Annotated in this window: 17 protein-coding genes; 9 read left to right on the top strand and 8 right to left on the bottom strand. The window is 67.8% G+C overall.

Going from position 1 to position 19,482, the window contains the following annotated elements; all coding sequences use genetic code 11:
* Window positions 1-9 precede the first annotated feature (9 nt).
* Genes KBY96_RS00220 through KBY96_RS00210 form a run of 3 tightly spaced genes read right to left on the bottom strand, consistent with a single transcriptional unit; the run spans window position 10 to window position 1,600 of the window.
* On the bottom strand, window positions 10-558 hold the full coding sequence (locus tag KBY96_RS00220) for a CGLD27 family protein (protein WP_254977199.1): 549 nt from the start codon (window positions 556-558) through the stop codon (window positions 10-12).
* A gap of 3 nt (window positions 559-561) precedes the next feature.
* Window positions 562-972 (bottom strand): ribosome silencing factor, encoded by a 411-nt coding sequence (gene rsfS, locus KBY96_RS00215; protein ID WP_254977198.1) that lies wholly within the window; start codon window positions 970-972, stop codon window positions 562-564.
* Complete coding sequence (locus tag KBY96_RS00210; protein WP_254977197.1) at window positions 965-1,600, bottom strand: DUF3318 domain-containing protein; 636 nt, start codon at window positions 1,598-1,600, stop codon at window positions 965-967. The genes rsfS and KBY96_RS00210 overlap by 8 nt, the downstream gene beginning before the upstream one ends.
* Window positions 1,601-1,717: 117 nt before the next feature.
* Between KBY96_RS00210 and carB the strand changes: the two genes are divergently transcribed.
* The 3 genes from carB (at window position 1,718) to KBY96_RS00195 (ending at window position 7,224) form a co-directional block, all read left to right on the top strand.
* A complete protein-coding gene (gene carB / locus KBY96_RS00205) occupies window positions 1,718-5,041 on the top strand; it encodes a carbamoyl-phosphate synthase large subunit (protein WP_254977196.1) in 3,324 nt (1,107 codons plus the stop codon).
* Between the two features lie 117 nt (window positions 5,042-5,158).
* Window positions 5,159-5,827 (top strand): DUF3386 domain-containing protein, encoded by a 669-nt coding sequence (locus KBY96_RS00200; RefSeq protein ID WP_254977621.1) that lies wholly within the window; start codon window positions 5,159-5,161, stop codon window positions 5,825-5,827.
* Window positions 5,828-5,883: 56 nt separating this feature from the next.
* Window positions 5,884-7,224 carry a sodium:alanine symporter family protein gene (locus KBY96_RS00195; protein ID WP_254977195.1) on the top strand — a complete coding sequence of 447 codons (1,341 nt, stop codon included), beginning with the start codon at window positions 5,884-5,886 and terminating at the stop codon, window positions 7,222-7,224.
* Here the strand turns inward: KBY96_RS00195 and KBY96_RS00190 are convergent.
* The 3 genes from KBY96_RS00190 to KBY96_RS00180 are packed head-to-tail and all read right to left on the bottom strand — an operon-like array spanning window position 7,187 to window position 9,550.
* A complete protein-coding gene (locus tag KBY96_RS00190; RefSeq protein WP_254977620.1) occupies window positions 7,187-7,408 on the bottom strand; it encodes a DUF6447 family protein in 222 nt (73 codons plus the stop codon). The genes KBY96_RS00195 and KBY96_RS00190 overlap by 38 nt on opposite strands.
* Before the next feature lie 22 nt (window positions 7,409-7,430).
* Window positions 7,431-7,763, bottom strand: a complete 333-nt coding sequence (locus KBY96_RS00185; RefSeq protein WP_254977194.1) for a hypothetical protein — start codon at window positions 7,761-7,763, stop codon at window positions 7,431-7,433.
* A 23-nt stretch (window positions 7,764-7,786) separates the two neighbouring features.
* Window positions 7,787-9,550 carry an ABC transporter ATP-binding protein gene (locus tag KBY96_RS00180; RefSeq protein WP_254977193.1) on the bottom strand — a complete coding sequence of 588 codons (1,764 nt, stop codon included), beginning with the start codon at window positions 9,548-9,550 and terminating at the stop codon, window positions 7,787-7,789.
* A gap of 35 nt (window positions 9,551-9,585) precedes the next feature.
* On the opposite strand from KBY96_RS00180, the gene KBY96_RS00175 reads away from it, so the two are divergent.
* Genes KBY96_RS00175 through folP form a run of 3 tightly spaced genes read left to right on the top strand, consistent with a single transcriptional unit; the run spans window position 9,586 to window position 11,420 of the window.
* Complete coding sequence (locus tag KBY96_RS00175) at window positions 9,586-9,792, top strand: RNA-binding S4 domain-containing protein (protein WP_254977192.1); 207 nt, start codon at window positions 9,586-9,588, stop codon at window positions 9,790-9,792.
* A 30-nt stretch (window positions 9,793-9,822) separates the two neighbouring features.
* A complete protein-coding gene (tpiA, locus tag KBY96_RS00170) occupies window positions 9,823-10,563 on the top strand; it encodes a triose-phosphate isomerase (RefSeq protein WP_254977619.1) in 741 nt (246 codons plus the stop codon).
* A 53-nt stretch (window positions 10,564-10,616) separates the two neighbouring features.
* Complete coding sequence (gene folP, locus KBY96_RS00165) at window positions 10,617-11,420, top strand: dihydropteroate synthase (protein ID WP_254977618.1); 804 nt, start codon at window positions 10,617-10,619, stop codon at window positions 11,418-11,420.
* A 147-nt stretch (window positions 11,421-11,567) separates the two neighbouring features.
* Here the strand turns inward: folP and KBY96_RS00160 are convergent, their stop codons facing one another.
* Window positions 11,568-13,115 (bottom strand): IS1182 family transposase, encoded by a 1,548-nt coding sequence (locus tag KBY96_RS00160; protein WP_254977191.1) that lies wholly within the window; start codon window positions 13,113-13,115, stop codon window positions 11,568-11,570.
* Window positions 13,116-13,310: 195 nt separating this feature from the next.
* Window positions 13,311-17,321: a magnesium chelatase subunit H gene (locus KBY96_RS00155; RefSeq protein ID WP_254977190.1), complete on the bottom strand. Its 4,011-nt coding sequence runs from the start codon at window positions 17,319-17,321 to the stop codon at window positions 13,311-13,313.
* A gap of 92 nt (window positions 17,322-17,413) precedes the next feature.
* Here KBY96_RS00155 and dapB point away from each other — a divergent pair, with 92 nt between their 5' ends.
* The 3 genes from dapB (at window position 17,414) to KBY96_RS00140 (ending at window position 19,340) form a co-directional block, all read left to right on the top strand.
* Window positions 17,414-18,295, top strand: a complete 882-nt coding sequence (gene dapB, locus KBY96_RS00150; protein WP_254977189.1) for a 4-hydroxy-tetrahydrodipicolinate reductase — start codon at window positions 17,414-17,416, stop codon at window positions 18,293-18,295.
* Between the two features lie 32 nt (window positions 18,296-18,327).
* Window positions 18,328-18,975: a hypothetical protein gene (locus KBY96_RS00145; protein WP_254977188.1), complete on the top strand. Its 648-nt coding sequence runs from the start codon at window positions 18,328-18,330 to the stop codon at window positions 18,973-18,975.
* Between the two features lie 119 nt (window positions 18,976-19,094).
* Complete coding sequence (locus KBY96_RS00140) at window positions 19,095-19,340, top strand: high light inducible protein (RefSeq protein ID WP_254977187.1); 246 nt, start codon at window positions 19,095-19,097, stop codon at window positions 19,338-19,340.
* Window positions 19,341-19,482: the final 142 nt, after the last annotated feature.

Here is a 19,482-nt window from a genome sequence, read left to right as displayed (position 1 = left end):
GTCCGACGTTCACTGAGCCTGCCAGAGCCCCGCCGCCAGCAGAGCGATGCTGGCCAGCAGCACCAGGGCGATGCAACCGCTCACCGCCTGGCGCAGACGGTTGAGCACCGGCCGCACCTGGTGGCGGGCCACCAGCAGATCCTGCTGGCGCCAGCTCAGGGGTTTTTCCCACACCTGGCCGTCGTACCAGCCGGATTCCTCGTATTCCACCCGCTCGCTCATCAGGCGCTGGTGGATGCTGCGCCATCCCAGCCACTGGCGCAGCAGCAGCAGCATGGGCAGGGCGATGGCTGCCATCGCTCCGGCCAGCAGCAACTGCAGCGGATGGTGGCGCAGTACCCAGCTGCCGCTGCTCACCAGCATCGTGATGGGCAGGATCAACAGCCAGCTCAGGGCCAGGGGCCGGAGCAGGCCACCGAGGCACTCGCGGGGCCAGGCGAAGAACCAGGAATCGCGCAGCTCCTGATACTGCTCCAGGGGGCGCTGGGCGGGCGGCACGGGACAGGACACGGTGGGAGGACCGGGAAAATCGCCGGTGGCGCCTGGGGCGTCGCCCATGGCTCAGCTGCTGGGGGCCGGGGCGGAGCCCAGGTAGCGCACCTGCTGGCCGTGGCCCCAGAACGACTCCAGGTCGTAGTACTCGCGCTCCTTTGGCATGAGCACATGCACGATCAGCTCGCCGTAGTCGAGCAGCACCCAGCGGCCTTCCGCCTGGCCCTCGCGGCGCAGCGGCAGCCTGCCGATCTCGGCCTCCAGCCTGTCCTCCACCGAGCGGGCGATGGCCCGCACCTGCACATCGGAGAGGCCGCTGCAGATCAGGAACCAGTCGGCCAGGGTGGTCACCTCATCCACCCGGATCAGGCGGATGTCCACGGCCTTGCGGTCGTCGCAGGCCTCGGCCGCCAGCCGGGCCAGGGCTTCGCTGGCCGGATCGCCCTGGCTGGCTGGGCTTGCTGGGATGAGGTCAGCCATACACGTTCTCGCTGGTGACCGACTCGCGTGATCCCTGCTGCTGGGCCATTTCGGCCCGGGCCCGGCTGGCACTCTTGCGCAGGGCTTCGAGGCGGTCGTCGTAGAAGGTGCGCTTCTTTTTTTTGCGGGTCTGCTCGGCCAGTTCCTTGAGGGCACCGCCCAGGCTCTTGTAGGCGTTGGGGAGGGTGTAGCCGAAACGACAGGCCAGATCGATCGCCCGCTCGTCGGCAGCGATGGCATCGGCCAGGCGCTTCTCGGTGTTGTTCTTGAGGTAGAGGCGGTAACCGGCGAAGCCCGAAAGCCCCAGGGCCATCAGCAGCAGCAGGCCGTCCTGAACCCAGAGCTCGCCGATGGCACCGCCCAGGCCGATGGCCAGGGCAGCCATCTCCCAGCCATCGCGGGGCACGGCGTCGTTCTGGATGCGGCCCACCTCATGCCAGAACAGCAGGTTGCGGTGGTCGAGTGCCAGGGCATCCCATTTCTCCAGGTCCACCTGGATCTCGATCTCATCCCGCCCGATCTCTTCGATCGCAACCAGGGGTGGATCGATCGAGGCCGCGGCTTCCACGAACACCCAGCTCTGCATTTCCGGCGGCAGCAGCCCCTTGAGGCGCTGGAGTTCGCTCATGGACGCGTGGGAACAATGGGACCCAGGTTAGCGATACGGATCGGGGTCCCCGGGTCGATCGTCACCGCCGCGGGCGGTGGATCGTGCAAGGCTGGCCGCGTTTGGCCGGTTCAACCCATGCCCCGCCGCACGGACCTGCGTCGCATCCTGCTGCTGGGCTCGGGGCCGATCGTGATCGGCCAGGCCTGCGAGTTCGACTATTCCGGCACTCAGGCCTGCAAGGCACTGCGGGCCGAGGGGTTCGAGGTGGTGCTGGTGAACAGCAACCCGGCCTCGATCATGACCGATCCGGACATGGCGGATCGCACCTACATCGAGCCGCTCACCCCCGAGGTGGTGACGCGGGTGATCGAGATCGAGCAGCCCGACGCCCTGCTGCCGACCATGGGCGGCCAGACGGCCCTCAACCTGGCGGTGACCCTGGCGGAGAACGGCACGCTCGACAAGCACGGGGTGGAACTGATCGGCGCCAACCTGGCGGCGATCCAGAAGGCCGAGGACCGGCTGCTGTTCAAGGAAGCGATGGAGCGCATCGGCGTGGCCGTGTGTCCCTCGGGCATCGCCAACACCATGGCCGAGGCCGAGGCGGTGGGGGAGAGCATCGGCGGCTATCCGCGGATCATCCGCCCCGCTTTCACCCTGGGCGGCAGTGGCGGTGGCATCGCCTACAACCCGGAGGAATTCGAGGCGATCTGCAAGAGCGGCCTGGAGGCCAGCCCGGTGAGCCAGATCCTGATCGAGCAGTCGCTGCTGGGCTGGAAGGAGTTTGAGCTGGAGGTGATGCGCGACAGCGCCGACAATGTGGTGATCGTGTGCTCGATCGAGAACCTCGATCCGATGGGGGTGCATACGGGCGACTCGATCACCGTGGCGCCGGCCCAGACCCTCACCGACCGGGAGTATCAGCGCCTGCGCGATCAGGCGATCGCCATCATCCGCGAGATCGGCGTGGACACTGGTGGCAGCAACATCCAGTTCGCGATCAACCCCGCCAACGGCGACGCGATCGTGATCGAGATGAACCCGCGCGTCAGCCGTAGCTCGGCCCTGGCCAGCAAGGCCACCGGCTTCCCGATCGCCAAGATCGCCGCCCGCCTGGCGGTGGGCTACACACTCGACGAGATCGTCAACGACATCACCGGCGCCACACCGGCCTGTTTCGAGCCCACGATCGACTATGTGGTCACCAAGATCCCGCGCTTCGCCTTCGAGAAGTTCAAGGGCAGCCCGCCCCTGCTCACCACCTCGATGAAGTCGGTGGGCGAGGCGATGGCAATCGGCCGCTGCTTCGAGGAGTCGTTCCAGAAGGCCATGCGCTCGCTGGAAACCGGCCATGCCGGCTGGGGCTGTGATCGCCCCGATGGCGCCATCCCCGCAGGCGACCTGGACCGGGCCCTGCGCACCGCCACCCCGGAACGCATCTTCGCCGTGCGCGAGGCGATGGTGGCTGGCCGCTCCGACGCCGAGATCCATGCTCTGAGTGCCATCGATCCCTGGTTCCTGGCCAAGCTGCGGCGCATCCTCCACGCCGAACAGCGGTTGCTGCGGGGCAGGGGGCTGGCCGATCTCGATGCCGCGGCCCTGCTGGCGCTCAAGCAACTGGGCTTCTCCGATCGCCAGATCGCCTGGGCCACCGGGAGCGATGAACTCAGCGTGCGCCGCCACCGCCAGGGCCTGGGGGTGCGGGCGGTCTTCAAGACCGTGGACACCTGCGCTGCTGAGTTCGCCTCCCAGACGCCCTATCACTACTCCACCTATGAGCGGCCGCTGGAGCGCCTCAACGCCGCTGGGGAGCTGGAGCTGGTGCCGCCGGAGGACGAGGTGCAGCCCGAGGGCCGGCGCAAGGTGATGATCCTGGGCGGCGGGCCCAACCGCATCGGCCAGGGCATCGAATTCGACTACTGCTGCTGCCACGCGTCGTTTTCCCTGCGTGAGGCCGGCTTCGCCACGGTGATGGTGAACAGCAATCCGGAAACGGTGTCGACCGACTACGACACCAGCGACCGGCTCTACTTCGAGCCGCTCACCCTCGAGGACGTGCTCAACGTGATCGAGGCCGAGCAGCCCGAGGGGGTGATCGTGCAGTTCGGCGGCCAGACGCCCCTGAAGCTGGCGATCCCGCTGCTGAACTGGCTGGATTCCCCCGAGGGCAAGGCCACCGGCACGCGCATCTGGGGCACGTCGCCAGAATCCATTGACACCGCCGAGGATCGGGAGCAGTTCGAGGCGATCCTGCGACGCCTGGAGATCCGCCAGCCCCGCAACGGTCTGGCCCGCAGCGAGGCGGAGGCCCTGGCGGTGGCCGAGCGGATCGGCTACCCCGTGGTGGTGCGGCCCAGCTACGTGCTGGGGGGGCGTGCCATGGAGGTGGTGTATGGCGAGGCGGAGCTCAACCGCTACATGGCCGAGGCGGTGAACGTGGAGCCCGACCACCCGGTGCTGATCGATCAGTACCTGGAGAACGCCACCGAGGTGGACGTGGATGCTCTCTGCGATGCCACCGGCACGGTGGTGATCGGCGGGCTGATGGAGCACATCGAGCCGGCGGGCATTCACTCGGGCGACTCGGCCTGCTGCCTGCCCAGCGTTAGCCTGGGGGAGGCGGCTTTGGCCACGATCCGCCAGTGGAGCAAGGACCTGGCCCTGGCCCTGGAGGTGCGCGGCCTGATCAACCTGCAGTTCGCCGTGCAGCGGGGTGCCGACGGCCAGGAGCGCGTGTTCATCATCGAGGCCAACCCCCGCGCCTCGCGCACGGTGCCGTTCGTGGCCAAGGCCACCGGCGTGCCCCTGGCCAAGCTGGCCAGCCTGGTGATGGCCGGCCGCAGCCTGGCGGAGCTGGGCCTGACGGCCGAGCCCCGGCCACCGCTGCAGACGGTGAAGGAGGCGGTGCTGCCGTTCAAGCGCTTTCCCGGTTCAGACACGCTCCTGGGGCCGGAGATGCGCAGCACCGGTGAGGTGATGGGCATCGCCGCCGGCTTCGGCATGGCCTTCGCCAAGGCGGAGCTGGCGGCCAACGAGGCCCTGCCCGCATCCGGCACCGTGTTTCTCTCCACCCATGACCGCGACAAGCAGGCCCTGGTGCCGGTGGCCCGGCGCCTGGCCGAGCAGGGCTTCTCTCTGATCGCCACCAGCGGCACGGCCGCCCTGTTGCAGGCCGAGGGCCTCAGCGTGGAGTCGATCCTCAAGGTGCATGAGGGCCGGCCCAACATTGAGGACGCGATCCGCTCCGGCCGCATCCAGCTGATCATCAACACCCCCATCGGCCGGCAGGCCGCCCACGACGATCGCTACCTGCGCCGCGCCGCCCTCGACTACGCCGTGCCCACGGTGACCACCCTGGCCGGCGCCCGCGCCGCGGTGGAGGCGATCACCGCGCTGCAGAGCAACGGCCTGCTGCCGGTGCATGCCCTGCAGGACATCCATCCCGGCGGTGCTGGTTAGGGTTTGGATCCCTTTCCCCGACCGCCCTTGACCGCCACCAGCACCGCTGCAACCAGCACCACCGCCCTCAGCTCAACCCCCACCGGAGCGGCTTCCACCACCGCATCCCAGGCACCTCTGGCCCCCGGCAGCGACTGCCGCGATGCCTTTCGCTCCGCCTACGAGAACCGCTACACCTGGGACCCCGGCTTCGGCGGCTACCGCGGCCGCTGCGTGTGGGAGCAGGCCGCTGACGCCGGCCAGCCGGTCCGCCGCCTGGAGGGTCGCTTCCAGGTGGGTGCCGATCTCAAGGCCCAGGTGGAGGGGATCGACGATGCCGAGGTGCACAAGGCGCTTGCTTCCCAGCTCTGGGAGGTGGCGATCCACCGCGTGCGCCGTGGCTTCGAGCAGACCCACGGTGAGAACACCTTCGCCGCCGGTGACACCGACGCCGTGGGCAGCGAGGTGATCGTGGGTGGGAAAAACGCCGGTGACCGCTATCGCATCAAGGACGACGTGGTGACGATGGTGCACCGACACATCCACGGCACGGTGGTGACGATCTTCACCGAGAGCGTCACCCACACCGGCGCTGGTTATCTCAGCCACAGCTACACCAGCCGCTACACCGACCCCGCCAGCGGCGCACCGCGGGGCGGGATGAGCCGCTTCACCGACACCTTCGTGCCCCTGGTGGGCGGTGGCCCCTGGGTGCTGGCCGAGCGGGTGGTGGACACCGAGGCCTGTGGCGATACCCCCGCCAGCCGCCAGCTGTTCCGCTTCGAGGCGCTCGAGCCCCTGGGCTGAGACTGGCTGGGGCGCCGCTGCCATGGCACCATCGGCGCCAATCACGACGGCCTGCCTTGGAGCTCCTCGACCGGATCAATGGTGTGGTGTGGGGTCCGCTCACCCTCTGGTTGATCAGCCTCACGGGCCTCTACCTGATGGTGGGGCTGCGCTTCATGCCCCTGCGCAAGCTGGGCTACGGGATGCGCCAGGCCATCGCTTCGATTCGCTCCAGCAAGGGCGAGGGCGATGTGACCGCCTTCGAGAGCCTGGCCACCGCCCTGGCCGCCACCATCGGCACCGGCAACGTGGCCGGGGTGGCCAGCGCCATCGCCGTGGGCGGTCCGGGGGCTGTGTTCTGGATGTGGCTGATCGCCATTGTGGGGCTGGCCACCAAGTACGCCGAATCGCTGCTGGCGGTGCACTACCGGGAGGTGGATTCCCTTGGTGAGCATGTGGGCGGTCCGATGTACTTCATCCGCAATGGCCTTGGTCCGCGCTGGGCCTGGCTGGGCACCCTGTTCGCCATCTTCGGCACCCTGGCCGGCTTCGGCATCGGCAACGGCGTGCAGGCCAACCAGCTGGCCCTGGCGCTGCGCACCTCCCTGGGGGTGCCCGAACTGCTCACGGGCCTGGTGATGGGGGCGATCGCCTTCGCCGTGCTGATCGGTGGCATCGAGCGCATTGGCAAGGTGTCTGAGGTGGTGGTGCCGGTGATGGCGGCGATCTACGTGGGCGGGGCCCTGATCATCCTGGCGCTTCACCTGCCGGAAATCCCCGCCGCCTTCGGCGTGATCTTCGGCAATGCCTTCAGTGGCCAGGCCGCCGTGGGCGGCACCCTGGGGATGGTGATCCGCCAGGGCATCGCCCGCGGGGTGTTCTCCAATGAGTCGGGCCTGGGCACGGCTCCGATCGCCCAGGCGGCGGCCCGCCCCGGTGACCCCGTGCTTCAGGGCAGTGTGGCCATGATCGGCACCTTCATCGACACGATCGTGATCTGCACGATGACCGCGTTGGTGATCGTGCTCAGCGGCCTCTACGGCGGCGAGAGCACCGGCGTGGACCTGACGATCAGCGCCTTCAACGCCGAACTGCCCGGTTCCGGCTGGCTGGTGACCTTCGCCACCGTGACCTTCACCGCCACCACGATCCTGGGCTGGGGCTACTACAGCGAGCGCTGCCTGGAGTTCCTGGCGGGCACCGCGGCCATCACCCCCTTCCGCCTGCTGTGGGTGGTGGTGGTGGTGATCGGTGCCGTGGTGAGCGGCGGCGTGATCTGGACCATTGCCGACATCCTCAACGGCCTGATGGCGATCCCCAACCTGGTGGGCGTGCTGCTGCTCTCGGGCACCGTGTTCCGGCTGACCCGCCAGTACAACTTCAGGGCAGGGAAGCAATCTGCTGGAGCTTCTCGTTGAGCTGCATCGCCATCGACTGCCGGCCCACCGCCAGCACCTTGAGGGTGTCCTCGTGCATGCGCAGCTGGGCGTCGGCCACCTGCATGCCCCGCACCAGCTCCTTCACCTCATCGGGCAGGGAGTTGAGGTCGTAGCGCTTGCCCTCGAAGGTGAGCACGGGTGGCTGCTGGGCGTTGACGTCCATGGCGGGAATCGGCAGGGCCCGCTCAGGATACGGATCCCCGCTCACCACCTCCGGGCGGCAGCTGGGGCAGATCGAGGGCGGGCCGCTTGAACACGAACATCAAGAGCCGCCCCAGCTGGGGGGCCTCTACCAGCTCCCAGTTTTCCCGCCCGAGGGCGTTGAGGAAGAACTGCAGCTGCTCGGCCGGGTGGCGGGGTCGCGCGTTGGCGCCGCGGTACTGCTGGGGAAATTCCCGCTCCAGGAATTCCGGGCTGAGGGCGCCGTCCAGGCGCCGGCTGTCGGCCTCCGGCGACGGTGGCTCCGGCGGTGAGCCGCTGCTCACATCGATGTGGATCACCCGGTATTCCCAGGCCATGGCTGCGGTGTCCCCCTGCGGGATCAAGACTCAAGCTGAATGAACTGGCGCCGGCAGAGGTCGCGGTAGCGCCCGCCGTGGGCCATCAGCTGATTGTGGCTGCCCTGCTCCACAATGCGACCGCCGGCGAGCACCACGATGCGCTCGGCCTGCTGCACCGTGGCCAGGCGGTGGGCGATCACCAGCACGGTGCGGCCGGCCATGGCCTGGCTCAGGCCCCGCTGCACCGCATCCTCGGCCTCGGCATCGAGGGCGCTGGTGGCTTCATCGAGCAGCAGCAGGGCCGGATCGCCCAGCACCGCCCGGGCGATGGCCAGACGCTGCAGCTGGCCGCCGGAGAAGTTGCGGCCCCGCTCCTCCACCCGGCTGCCATAGCCGCTCGGCAGGGCCTCGATGAAACCGTCGGCGTTGGCCAGCCGCGCCGCCCGCTGGATCTGTTCGGGCGTGGCGGGCCGGCCGAAGGCGATCGCCTCGGCCACCGTGCCCGAGAACACCTGGCTCTGCTGGGGCACCAGGGCCACGGCGCGGCGCAGCTCGGCGGCGCGCAGGTCGGCCAGGTCGCGGCCATCGAGCAGCACGCGGCCGCGCTGGGCCACGTTGAAGCGCAGCAGCAGGGAGAACAGCGTGCTCTTGCCCGCCCCCGATGGCCCCACCAGGGCCACCACCTGGCCTGGCTCCACCCGCAGATCGAGCCCGTTCAGCACCGGCTGGCCAGGGTCGTAGCCGAAGGCGATCGCCTCCAGCACCAGCTCGCCACGCACCGCACCGAGGTCGCTGGCGCCTGGATGGTCGGGCGGTTCCACCGGCTCGCGCTCGATCGCCCGCAGGCGCTGCAGAGAGGCCTGGCCCTGCTGCAGTTCGTTGAAGTTCGTGGTGAGGTGGGCGATGGGATCGATCAGCATCAGCAACGCCGCCACATAGCTGCTGAAGCCCTGGGCATCGAGCTGGCCGGTCTGAATCCGCCAGGCGCCGATCAGCAGCACGGTGAGGATGCCGCCGGCCTCCAGAAAGCCCACCACCGGATGCTGCAGCGCCAGCAGCCGCAGGGTTCGGTAGCGGGCCCGGCGGTGCTGTTCCACCTCGGCGTCGAAGCGCCGCTGCAGCCAGGCCTCGGCGGCATAGGCCCGCACCAGGGGAAGGCCGGCGATGGCCTCGGCCAGCAGTCCGGCCAGCTCGCTCACCTGGCGTTGGCTCTGCTCGGCCGCTGTCATCACCCGCGCCCCGAAGGCGCTCACCAGCAGCGCCACCAGCGGCGCCAGCAGCAGGGTGGCCAGGGCCAGGGGCCAGTCGAGCCAGAGCATGTAGCCCAGCACCGCCAGCAGCTGCAGGGCGCTGGGGGTGGTGTCCTGGATCGTCTTGTAGATCACCTCACCCACCCGGTCGGCATCCTCGGTGAGGCGGTAGGTGAGATCGCCGGCCGAGAGCTTGTCGAGGGAGGCGAACTCCAGCCGTTGCAGGCGGGCGAACAGCTGCTGGCGGAGGGTTCGGCTCACGCCCAGTGCCGGCCCGGCCAGCAGGGTGTCCTGGCCGAACTGAGCCGCTTTCTGCACCAGGAACACCAGCAGGGCCAGCAGCACCGCCTGCAGGGTGGTGGCCAGATCGCCGGCGCCGATGGCAGGGATCAGCCGGCCGGCGAGGGCCGCCAGCAGGGGCCAGCAGAGCACGTAGATCACGATGCACACCCCACCGGCGGTGAGCCGGCGCCGGTGGGGCCGCATCAGGGGCCACAGCCTGCGCACGCTGTCCCGCAGGCTGTCGCGGCCTGCCGCCTGTGAGGGTGCGAGCATCGCGGCACGCTAAGGGTCGTGGGGTTCAACTCCCGGTGAAGCTCGATCAGTTCCTCAAGTTCCACGGCCTTGTGGCCACCGGCGGTGAAGCCAAGCTGCGCATCCAGCGTGGCGATGTGCGGGTGAACGGAACCATTGAGCTGCGTCGCGGTCGTCAGCTGGTCCGGGGCGATGCGGTGCTCCTCGATGGCCGCGAACTGGTGTTTGGCGGCCTGGCGGGCGGCTGGCCGGCGGCCCATTAGCGTTTGGCCCTGGAGATCAGCAAGCTCATGGTGCGTAAGTCCGTCATTGCAGGCAACTGGAAGATGCACATGACCTGCGCCGAGACGCGGGCCTTTGCCGCCACCTTCCGGCCGCTGATCGCCGAGCTTCCAGATGATCGCGAGGTGGTGATCGCGCCGCCGTTCACCGCCATTCCCACCCTCAGTCGCCACCTGGCCGGCACCGGTGTGGCCATTGCCGCCCAGAACGTGCACTGGGATGAGAAGGGCGCCTACACCGGCATGATCTCAGCGACGATGCTGGCGGAGCACGGCGTCAGCCACACCATCGTGGGCCACAGCGAGCCGCGCAAGTATTTCTGTGAGAGCGACGAACAGATCAACCTGCGCGCCCGCACCGCCCAGCGCCATGGCCTGATCCCGATCCTGTGCGTGGGCGAGAGCCTCGATCAGCGCGAGGCGGGAGAAACCGAGCGGGTGATTCACCGCCAGATCGAGCAGGGGCTGGAGGATGTGGATCCCGGCCAGCTGATCGTGGCCTACGAGCCGATCTGGGCCATCGGCACCGGCAAGACCTGTCCGGCCCAGGAGGCCAACCGCGTCTGCGCGCTGATCCGGGGCTGGGTGGGCCATGGGGATGTGATCGTGCAGTACGGCGGCTCGGTGAATCCGGCCACGATCGACGACCTGATGGCCCAGAGCGACATCGACGGCGTGCTGGTGGGCGGCGCTTCGCTGGATGCCGAGGGCTTTGCCCGCATCGCCAACTACCAGGTGCCGGCGCGGGTGTGAACGGGCCGCTGCGGAGTGATCCCGGCTTTCGCTGGGGTCACCGTCCGCTGGTGATGGGGGTGATCAACCTCACCCCCGATTCCTTCAGCGATGGGGGCCGCATCGCCGGCATGGAGCAGGCCGTGCGGGTGGCGGCCCGGATGGTGAGCCAGGGGGCGGAGGTGCTCGATCTCGGCGGCCAGAGCACCCGGCCCGGTGCCGAGGTGGTGGGACCCCAGCGGGAGCTGGAGCGGCTGTTGCCGCCCCTGGAGGCGATCCGCGCCGCCCAGCCGGCGATCACCCTCTCGGTGGACACCTTCCATGGCGCGGTGGCCGAGGCGGCTCTGGCAGCCGGTGCCGACTGGATCAACGATGTGCGCGGCTGCAGCTTGCGTGATCCGGCGATGCTGCCCCTGATCGCGGCCCGCGGTTGCCCCTATGTGCTCATGCACAGCCGCGGCGACAGCCATTCCATGGACGATCTGGCGGTGTATGGCGATGTGGTGGTCGAGGTGCGGCGGGAGCTGCAGGCGGCCACTGCCCAAGCCCTGGCGGCCGGGGTGGCGCCCGGGCAGATCGTGTGGGATCCGGGCCTGGGCTTCGCCAAGACCACCGAGCAGAACCTGGAGCTGCTGCGGCGGTTGCCGGAACTGAGCGGCCACGGTCCAGGCCGGACTCCGGTGGCCTATCCGCTGCTGGTGGGCCCCTCGCGCAAGCGCTTCATCGGCGCGGTGCTCCAGGAGCCCCGCCCGAGGGCGCGCCTGTGGGGCACCGCCGCCGTGTGCGCCCTGGCGGTGGCCCGCGGCGCCGCGGTGCTGCGGGTGCACGACGTGGGCCCGATCGCTCAGGTGGCACGGATGGCGGCGGCGGTGGGCTAGGAGTTTGTTGCCGATAGGGCACCAGCCCACTGGATCTCGGCGAATTTTCACCCGAGCTGAACAACCGCAGCTCTGTTCTTCTGCCTTGTGGGCCCAGTCGGTGTGGAGTTCAGTCAGCCCTGGCACCTCCGGCCAGGGCTACTGCCCTCATCCCGACGCCGCCAGCAGCGCCTGCTGCTGTGATCGCCTGTGTCTGAATAGCTTCAGCAGGTTGTGGGTGGCGGCGATCAGGTGCCACTCGCCGTTCACCTTCTCCAGGCCCCGCAGCAGGAAGCGCCGCAGACCCCGGCCTTCCTTGATCTGGCCATTCACCGGCTCCACGATCGCCTTGCGTTGGGCGTAGATCCTTGATCCTTTCTTGCTTCTGAGTTTGCGGGCCATGCGGGTCTTGGTATCGGCATCTCTGGGCAGCGGTCCGCGTTTCGCTGGTGGCGGCTGCCCGTGCTGTAGCCGCCCGGTGGCGATGTAGGCGTCAATGCCGAGCCCCTCGCAGTGTCCTGAGTGGTCATCGCTCCAGTAGCCCGCATCCATCGTCATCACATCCGGCAGTGCTCCGGCGCTTGCAACGATGCGCTCCAGCATGGGTTCGAGGTGCTCGACATCCGGCGGTTGGTTGCTCACGCCCACCGCCACGATCACCTGATGGTCGCTGTCCACCGCCAGCTGGCAGTTGTAGCCCTGCAGGTACGACCCACCTGACTGCATGAGGTGGCTGTCGGGATCCGTGAAATTGCGCTGGGTCTTGGCCGTCGGGGTGCCATCAGCCTTCCTGGCCAGTCCACGCCTGGGCATCGCGTCACAGGCCAGGGGCTCCAGATCCGGTGGTTGCAGGCCTGCATCCTCGGCAGCTTCGTTCGCCTTCTCCCGTGTCGCCTTGGCTTTGGCTGCTGCCGCCTCCGCCTTTCTGGTCAGCTCGGTCTGCTCATCAGCCGGTGCATCGGCACCACGCGCGGAAGCCGCCTCGGCCTGGGCTTCCTCAGCGTGCTCCTGCCGCTGACGTGCAGCTGCTGCTGCGGTCTCCGCTTCCATCTCCTTGCGGGCCTGACGAATCCTGGCCAGGCGGTCCTGCCGTCTCCTCAGCTCATCCGGCAACTCGCTGCCCAGCTTGCCTTTGCCATAGCGGCGATCCTCCTGGGCATCGAGGATCTCGGCCTTGCGCATCAAGGCGTTGATCTCCTTCGCCAGCTCCTTCTCGGCCCTGAGCATCCGCTCGTGGCTCATGGCTTTGCGCTTGGAGGCGTTGGCCTGCACCTTGGTGCCATCCAGGGCGACATGACCCAGGCTCACCATGCCCGCCTTCTGGCACAGCCGCAGGATCTGAACAAACAGATCTTTGAGGGCATCGAGATTGCGGCGCCGGAATTCACTGATGCGGCTGTGGTCGGGCTGCTGATTCCCGGTCAGCACCCGGAAGGCCAGGTCCTCGTAGCAGGCCCGCTCGATCTTGCGGGATGACACCGTGCCCACGCAGTAGGCGTAGAGCAAGAGCATCGTCATCATCCGCGGGTCAAAGCCCTTCTCGCCGCGGGGATCCTTGGCTTGAGCGGGGATCAGGATCTCGGAGAGATCCAGCTCATCCACCAGATCCAGCAGGAAATACACCTGGTGGTCTTCTGAGAGCCACTCACGAGGTGACGGCGGCAGCAGGGTGGTCTGCTCCGGCTGCCAGGGGCGGAAGGACTTGGGCTTCTGCATGCCCCAGTTTATCGCCAAGATCCATTGCTGTCACTGGGATCTTGGCAGATCTCAGGGCGTCTGTGGAGAGACGGGGTGCTGATCTATGCGCGACAGGCTCCTAGCCACCACTCCTGGACATCGCTGAACGAACAGCGGCGAGGGCCAGGTTGAGGTCGATGGGCAGGTCCGCAATCCTGTTGCAGCCCTGCAGCGTTAACCGACCCCCTCGATCTTGTCTTCGATCTCCTGATACAGCTCCTGGAGCTGGGCGATGTTCTCATCGCTGGTGTCCCAGTAGCCGCGGCCGTTCACCTCCAGCAGGGTGCCCACGATGCGGCGGAAGCTGTGGGGGTTGAGGTCCATCAGCCGCTGGCGCATCTCGGGATCGTTGATGAAGGTGTCGTTGGCTTCCTCATACACGAAGTTGTCCACGGCGCCGCTGGTGGCACTCCAGCCCAGGGTGAAGTTGAGCCGCTTGGCCACCTCCCGCACCCCCTCGTAGCCGGAATCGAGCATGCCCTCATACCACTTGGGGTTGAGCAGCTTGGTGCGTGAGTCGAGGCGGATGGTTTCGCTCAACGATCGCACCTGAGCATTGGCGGTAGTGGTATCGGCGATGTAACTGGTGGGCGCCTTGCCATCGTCACGCAAGCCTTTGATGAGCTTTGTGGGGTCGGAGTCGAAGTAGTGGCTTACATCGGTAAGCGAGATTTCTGCTGAATCCAGATTCTGGAAGGTGACATCGGCAGTTTTCATGGCCGCCTCGAATACTTCGCGGTTCTGGTTCATCTCACCGGGGTTGTCGGCGTTGAAGGCGAAGGTTTTGCGGGAGAGATACATCTCCTGCAGTTCGCCCTCCTCCTCCCAGGTGCTGTTCTCAACCGCCAGGTTCACATTCGAAGAATAGCTGCCGCTGGCATTGGAGAACACCCGGGTGGCGGCATCGCGCAGGGAGATACCCTCCTTGGCGGCCTGCTCCTGGGCATGTTTGCGCACAAAATTCATCTCCAGAGGCTCATCGGCCTCGGCGGCCATCTTCACGCCCTGGTCGATCAGGCCCATCTGGTTGATGAACAGGTCGCGGAACACGCCGCTGCAGTTCACCACCACATCGATGCGCGGCCGGCCCAGCTCCTCCAGGGAGAGCAACTCCAGCTTGTTCACCCGGCCGAGGGAATCGGGCACGGGCTTGACGCCGATGAACCAGAGGATCTGGGCCAGGGATTCGCCGTAGGTTTTGATGTTGTCGGTGCCCCAGAGCACACAGGCGATCGTTTCCGGCCAGGTGCCCTGCTCCGCCTTCTGGCGCTCGATCAGTTTGTCCACCACGCCCTTGGCTGCGGCAATGGCGGCGCGGGTGGGGATGGCCTGGGGATCGAGGGCGTGGATGTTCTTGCCGCTGGGCAGCACACCCGGGTTGCGGATCGGGTCGCCGCCGGGGCCCGGCAGCACATATTCGCCGTCGAGTGCCTTGAGCAGGCTCTCCATCTCCTGATCGGCGCAGATCTGCTCGAGGCAGAATTGCAGGTAGGCGAACAGCTTGTCGAGCTCGCTGGAATCCACGCTCACAAAGCCGGCGCCGCAGCAGGCCCGCAGCCAGGGGCTGGGCAGCTTGAAGCCGAAGCGTGTGAGCAGATCAAACAGCCAGCCGAAGTTGCGGCGCAGGGTCACCCGGCCGTCGCTGCCGGTCACCGAGCGCACCATCGCCCCCACCGCCGCACGGCTGGTTTCGGTGATGCGGCGGTTGAGCTCCACATCGGCGAGCACGCCCTCGTCGTTGCCCCTGTACACCTCGGCAATCGAGCGGCCCAGGCTCTCGGCCAGCAGGCCTGGCAACGAGCGGATGCCCTCCTCCTCACGCTCGAGAGCGGCGATGTTCACCAGGGTGGCGATCGCCTCCTCGGCGGTGGGGGGCTTGCCGATCGTGTGCAGGCCACAGGGCAGCAGCCGGCTTTCGATCTCCATCAGCTGCCGGTACACCGCGCCGATCACCCCATCGCGGGCGTCGAGATCGAGTTCCGAGGCATCCAGCTCCGGCAGGGCCACGTCCTTGTCGAGGTTGCACTGGCGGGCCGTCTCCACCACGGCGTTCACGATCTGCACGCCCCGGCTGCTCTCGCGCAGCTGCTGATAGCTGCCCACCAGCTCGCCCAGCTCCTTGAGGCCCTTGTAGAGGCCGGCATTTTCAGCAGGCGGCGTGAGGTAGGAGATCGTTTCGGCGTAACCGCGGCGCTTGGCGATCGTGGCCTCGCTGGGGTTGTTGGCGGCGTAGTAGTAGAGGTTGGGCAGGGCGCCGATCAGGGAATCGGGGTAGCAGGTGTCGCTCATGCCCATCTGCTTGCCGGGCATGAACTCCAGCGAGCCGTGGGTGCCGAAGTGCAGCACCGCATCAGCGCCCCATACCTTTTCCAGGTAGGTGTAGTAAGCGGCGAAGCCGTGGTGGGGGCTGGCACTGCGGGAATAGAGCAGCCGCATCGGGTCGCCCTCATAGCCAAAGGTGGGCTGCACGCCCACAAACACATTGCCGAAGTGGCACCCGTAGATCAGCAGGTTGGTGCCGTCGCTGTTGAGATTGCCGGGAGGCTTGCCCCAGTTCTCTTCCAGCCGCTCGGAATAGGGGGTGAGCCGCTCATACTCCGCCACGCTCATGCGGTGGGCGATCGCCAGCTCCGGAGACCCCTCAATCACCTCGGGATCCTTCAGCACCGCCTCCATCAGCGCCTTGGGCGTGCGCGGCATGTTCTGCACGTCGTAGCCCTTGGCCATCATCTCCTCCAGCACCCGGAAGATCGAGCCGAACACATCCAGATAGGCGGCGGTGCCCACGTTGCCCTTGTCGGGCGGGAAGCTGAACACGGTGATCGCCAGCTTCTTGTGGGTGCGCGGCTTGATGCGCAGCGAAGCCCAGCGGATCGAGCGCTCGGCGATCGCCTCGACGCGGTCCTGCAGGGTGTGGGCCTTGCCGGTGGCGTCGTCGCGGCCGGAGAGCACGATCGGCTCGATGGCGCCGTCGAGTTCGGGGATGGCGATCTGCAGGGCCACCTGCACCGGGTGCAGCCCCAGGTCGCTCTCCTCCCATTCCTGGGTGGTCTGGAACACCAGCGGCAGGGCCACCATGTAAGGACGGTTGAGCTTCTTGAGCACCTCGATCGCCCGGGGATGGTCCTGGCGGGCCGGTCCGCCCACCAGGGCGAAGCCGGTGAGGCTCACCACCCCGTCCACCAGCGGGGTTTCGGGGTTGAGGGGGTCGTAGAAGAAGGCGTTCACCGGCTTGGTGAAGTCGAGCCCACCGCAGAACACCGGGATCACGGTGGCGCCGCGATATTCCATCTCCTGGATCACGGCCACGTAGTGGGCCTCATCGCCGGTGACGATGTGGCTGCGCTGCAGCACCAGGCCGATCACCGGCCCCTTGCGGGCCTTGTCGCTGAGGTCGGTGCGGCTGGAGCTCCAGTTCAGATATTCCTTGAGGTCTTCGAACATCCCCGGGGCCATGGGATGCCAGATGCCCAGGTCGGGGAACACCACCGGCTCGGCTACCTGCAGCTCGGGCCGGTCGGAACCCTCGTTGTCGCCGCCGCGGGGGAACACGTATTTATCGGCCAGCATCAACAGGAAATTCCTGAGGTTGTCCGGCGTGCCGCCCAGCCAGTACTGGAAGCTGAGCATGAAGGAGCGGGCATCCTGAGCCTTCTCCACCGGCAGATACTTCAACACCGTGGGCAGGGTGTTGAGCAGCTTGAGCATGGCGTCCTGGAACCCGGCGCCACCGGCCTCCTTGCGCTTTTTCATGAAGCTGGCGATCGCGCTCTTGCTCTGGCCCAGCTGGGCCATCGAGAAGCTGCCGAGCTTGTTCAGGCGCATCACCTCCGGCATGGAGGGGAACACCACCACCGCCCTGAGATGATCGCGGTGGGGGGCCACAGCCTCCACCACCTTCTGGGCCAGGTCCTCGATGAAGATCAGCGAGGCGATGAACACATCGGCCGCCGCCACGTCGGCGCAGAACTGGGCGTAGTTCTCCGGATCGCGCAGCTCCTCGATCAGATAGCCGCTCAGCTCGATCGCCAGGGGGCCGTTCTGGTCGTTGAGGGAGGTGGCCGCCAGGGTGAGGGCGTTCTGGTACTGGGGCTCGAGCACCACGTACACGGCCTTCATCACCGCTCCGTTGTGGTCGCCGGCAGGGCTGACACGACGGTTGGCGGAGCGGACCTGCGTGAACATGCGCTCGAACGGGCGGTGAGGGCCTGAGCTTACGAACCTTGAAGCCCGGCTCGAGCGGGCTGCATAGGCTCTGCAGCAATGCTCCGCGCGCCATGACCAGCTCCACCGCTGCCGCCCCGCCCGCTGCACCCACCGCCGTCCCCCCGATCGCGGTGGTGGTGGCCGGTGCCCTCGGCCGCATGGGCGCCGAGGTGGTGAAGGCGGTGACGGCGGCGCCCGACTGCCGGCTGGTGGGCGCCATCGACTCCACCCCCGGCAAGGAGGGGGCTGATGTGGGCCTCGAGCTGGGGCTGGGTGAACTGGAGGTGGCGGTCACGGCCGACTTCGAGGGCTGTCTCTGCCAGGCCAGCCAGGCGGTGCGCAGCGCCGGCCCGGGCCAGGGCGCCGTGCTGGTGGATTTCACCCATCCCAAGGTGGTGTTCGAGCACACCCGTGGCGCCATCGCCTACGGCGTGCATCCGGTGATCGGCACCACGGGCCTGCGTCCTGAGCAGCTGGCCGATCTGGCCACCTTCGCCGACAAGGCGTCGGTGGGAGGGGCTGTGATTCCCAACTTTTCAGTCGGCATGGTGCTGTTGCAGCAGGCCGCCGCCGCCGCCGCCCGCTTCTACGACTGTGCCGAGCTCACCGAACTGCATCACAACCGCAAGGCCGACGCCCCCAGCGGCACCTGCATCAAGACCGCCGAGCTGATGGAGGACCTGGGCAAGGCCTTCAATCCAGCCGAGGTGGAGGAGCAGGAAACCCTGGCCGGCTGCCGCGGCGGGCTGCGCGAGAGCGGCCTGCGCCTGCACTCGGTGCGTCTGCCCGGCCTGGTAGCCCACCAGGAGGTGATGTTCGGCGCGGCGGGCGAAACCTATACCCTCCGCCACGACACGATTGATCGCTCGGCCTACATGCCGGGAGTGCTGCTCACCGTGCGCCGGGTGCGCCAGCTGCCTGGCCTGGTGTATGGGCTGGAGAGGCTGCTCTGACCGCAGAGGCTGCTCTGAATGGAACCCACCTGATGCTCATCCCCCTGCGCCCCGGAGAACTGCCGCGCCTGATTCCGGCGGTGGCCACCGGGCCCCAGTTCAATGCCTGCAACGGCACCCCCCGCACGCTGCTGCAACGGGTGCTGATCTCAGTGATCGTGGGGGTGATCAGCCTGCTGGTGAGCCAGACCCTGGCCTTCCGCAGCCAGTTCGCGCCGATCCTGCTGGTGGTGGGTGTGGTGGCGCTGCTCTACGTGCTCTGGGGGCCGATCATCGAGGCCGGACGGCGCAACGCCACCCTGCGCCGGTATCCGGCCGCCGCCATCTTTGAAGGGCAGGTGGCCGATCTGTTCACCCGCGAGGTGGTGGAGGACACGCGCGAGCAGGCTGACCGCAGCGGTCGCCTGCAGACGGTGGAGAACCGCCGCACCTGGCTCACCCTGGAGCTGGAGGACGAGGACGGCTATCTGGGTCGGGTGCGCTTTCCGATGGACAAGAAGCACCAGCAGATCCGCCGCGGGATGGTGGTGCGCACCCTGGTGCTCAGCGACCGCAAGGACTTCTCCCGCGTCGCCGCCCTCACCGACGCCTGGCTGCCGCAGCTGAAGCTGTGGGTGGGCGACTATCCCTATCTGCTGCGGCCGGCCTTCGAGGAGCTCTGCCTGCGCCGCCTGCGCTGACGCCGCTCGGGGGTGGGGGGATGGGTCACTGGCGGGGGCAACCCGGCGAAAATGTTGAAGGGCTTGTCATAGACCGCAACAATGCGTTACAATTCGCTCACACCAGACACAGGAACCCCATGACCCAAGCCAATCCCGCTGTGATCCGCGGCGCCACCGTGACCACCGAAGACGGCGGTCGCCTCAACGCCTTCGCCGCCGAGCCCCGCATGGAAGTGGTGAGCCCCGAGAGTGGCTGGGGGTTCCACGAGCGCGCCGAGAAGCTCAACGGCCGCATGGCCATGCTCGGCTTCATCGCCCTGCTGGCCACCGAATTCGCCCTCGGCGGTGAGGCCTTCACCCGCGGTCTGCTCGGCATCGGCTGACCCCATCCCGCGGCCATCCGCACCCCAGGGCACTCTCCCTGCCCGCTCCAGCCGCAGCAGACTTGCTGCGGCTTTGTTGTAGTCAGCTGACCACCGCTCCTCCCCGCACCGCCCCCAGGCCGCCAGCCCCAACGCCCGCAGC

Source organism: Cyanobium sp. ATX 6A2, assembly GCF_024346355.1.
Classification (GTDB): domain Bacteria; phylum Cyanobacteriota; class Cyanobacteriia; order PCC-6307; family Cyanobiaceae; genus NIES-981.
Note: the sequence above shows the minus strand (reverse complement) of the source record. Positions and strands in the feature narration are given on the sequence as shown.

Coding starts and splice junctions, on each gene's coding strand:
- KBY96_RS00220 (WP_254977199.1), bottom strand. CDS start 558: ATGGGCGACGCCCCAGGCGCCACCGGCGATTTTCCCGGTCCTCCCACC.
- rsfS (WP_254977198.1), bottom strand. CDS start 972: ATGGCTGACCTCATCCCAGCAAGCCCAGCCAGCCAGGGCGATCCGGCC.
- KBY96_RS00210 (WP_254977197.1), bottom strand. CDS start 1,600: ATGAGCGAACTCCAGCGCCTCAAGGGGCTGCTGCCGCCGGAAATGCAG.
- carB (WP_254977196.1), top strand. CDS start 1,718: ATGCCCCGCCGCACGGACCTGCGTCGCATCCTGCTGCTGGGCTCGGGG.
- KBY96_RS00190 (WP_254977620.1), bottom strand. CDS start 7,408: ATGGACGTCAACGCCCAGCAGCCACCCGTGCTCACCTTCGAGGGCAAG.
- KBY96_RS00185 (WP_254977194.1), bottom strand. CDS start 7,763: ATGGCCTGGGAATACCGGGTGATCCACATCGATGTGAGCAGCGGCTCA.
- KBY96_RS00180 (WP_254977193.1), bottom strand. CDS start 9,550: ATGCTCGCACCCTCACAGGCGGCAGGCCGCGACAGCCTGCGGGACAGC.
- folP (WP_254977618.1), top strand. CDS start 10,617: ATGGGGGTGATCAACCTCACCCCCGATTCCTTCAGCGATGGGGGCCGC.
- KBY96_RS00160 (WP_254977191.1), bottom strand. CDS start 13,115: ATGCAGAAGCCCAAGTCCTTCCGCCCCTGGCAGCCGGAGCAGACCACC.
- KBY96_RS00155 (WP_254977190.1), bottom strand. CDS start 17,321: ATGTTCACGCAGGTCCGCTCCGCCAACCGTCGTGTCAGCCCTGCCGGC.
- dapB (WP_254977189.1), top strand. CDS start 17,414: ATGACCAGCTCCACCGCTGCCGCCCCGCCCGCTGCACCCACCGCCGTC.
- KBY96_RS00145 (WP_254977188.1), top strand. CDS start 18,328: ATGCTCATCCCCCTGCGCCCCGGAGAACTGCCGCGCCTGATTCCGGCG.
- KBY96_RS00140 (WP_254977187.1), top strand. CDS start 19,095: ATGACCCAAGCCAATCCCGCTGTGATCCGCGGCGCCACCGTGACCACC.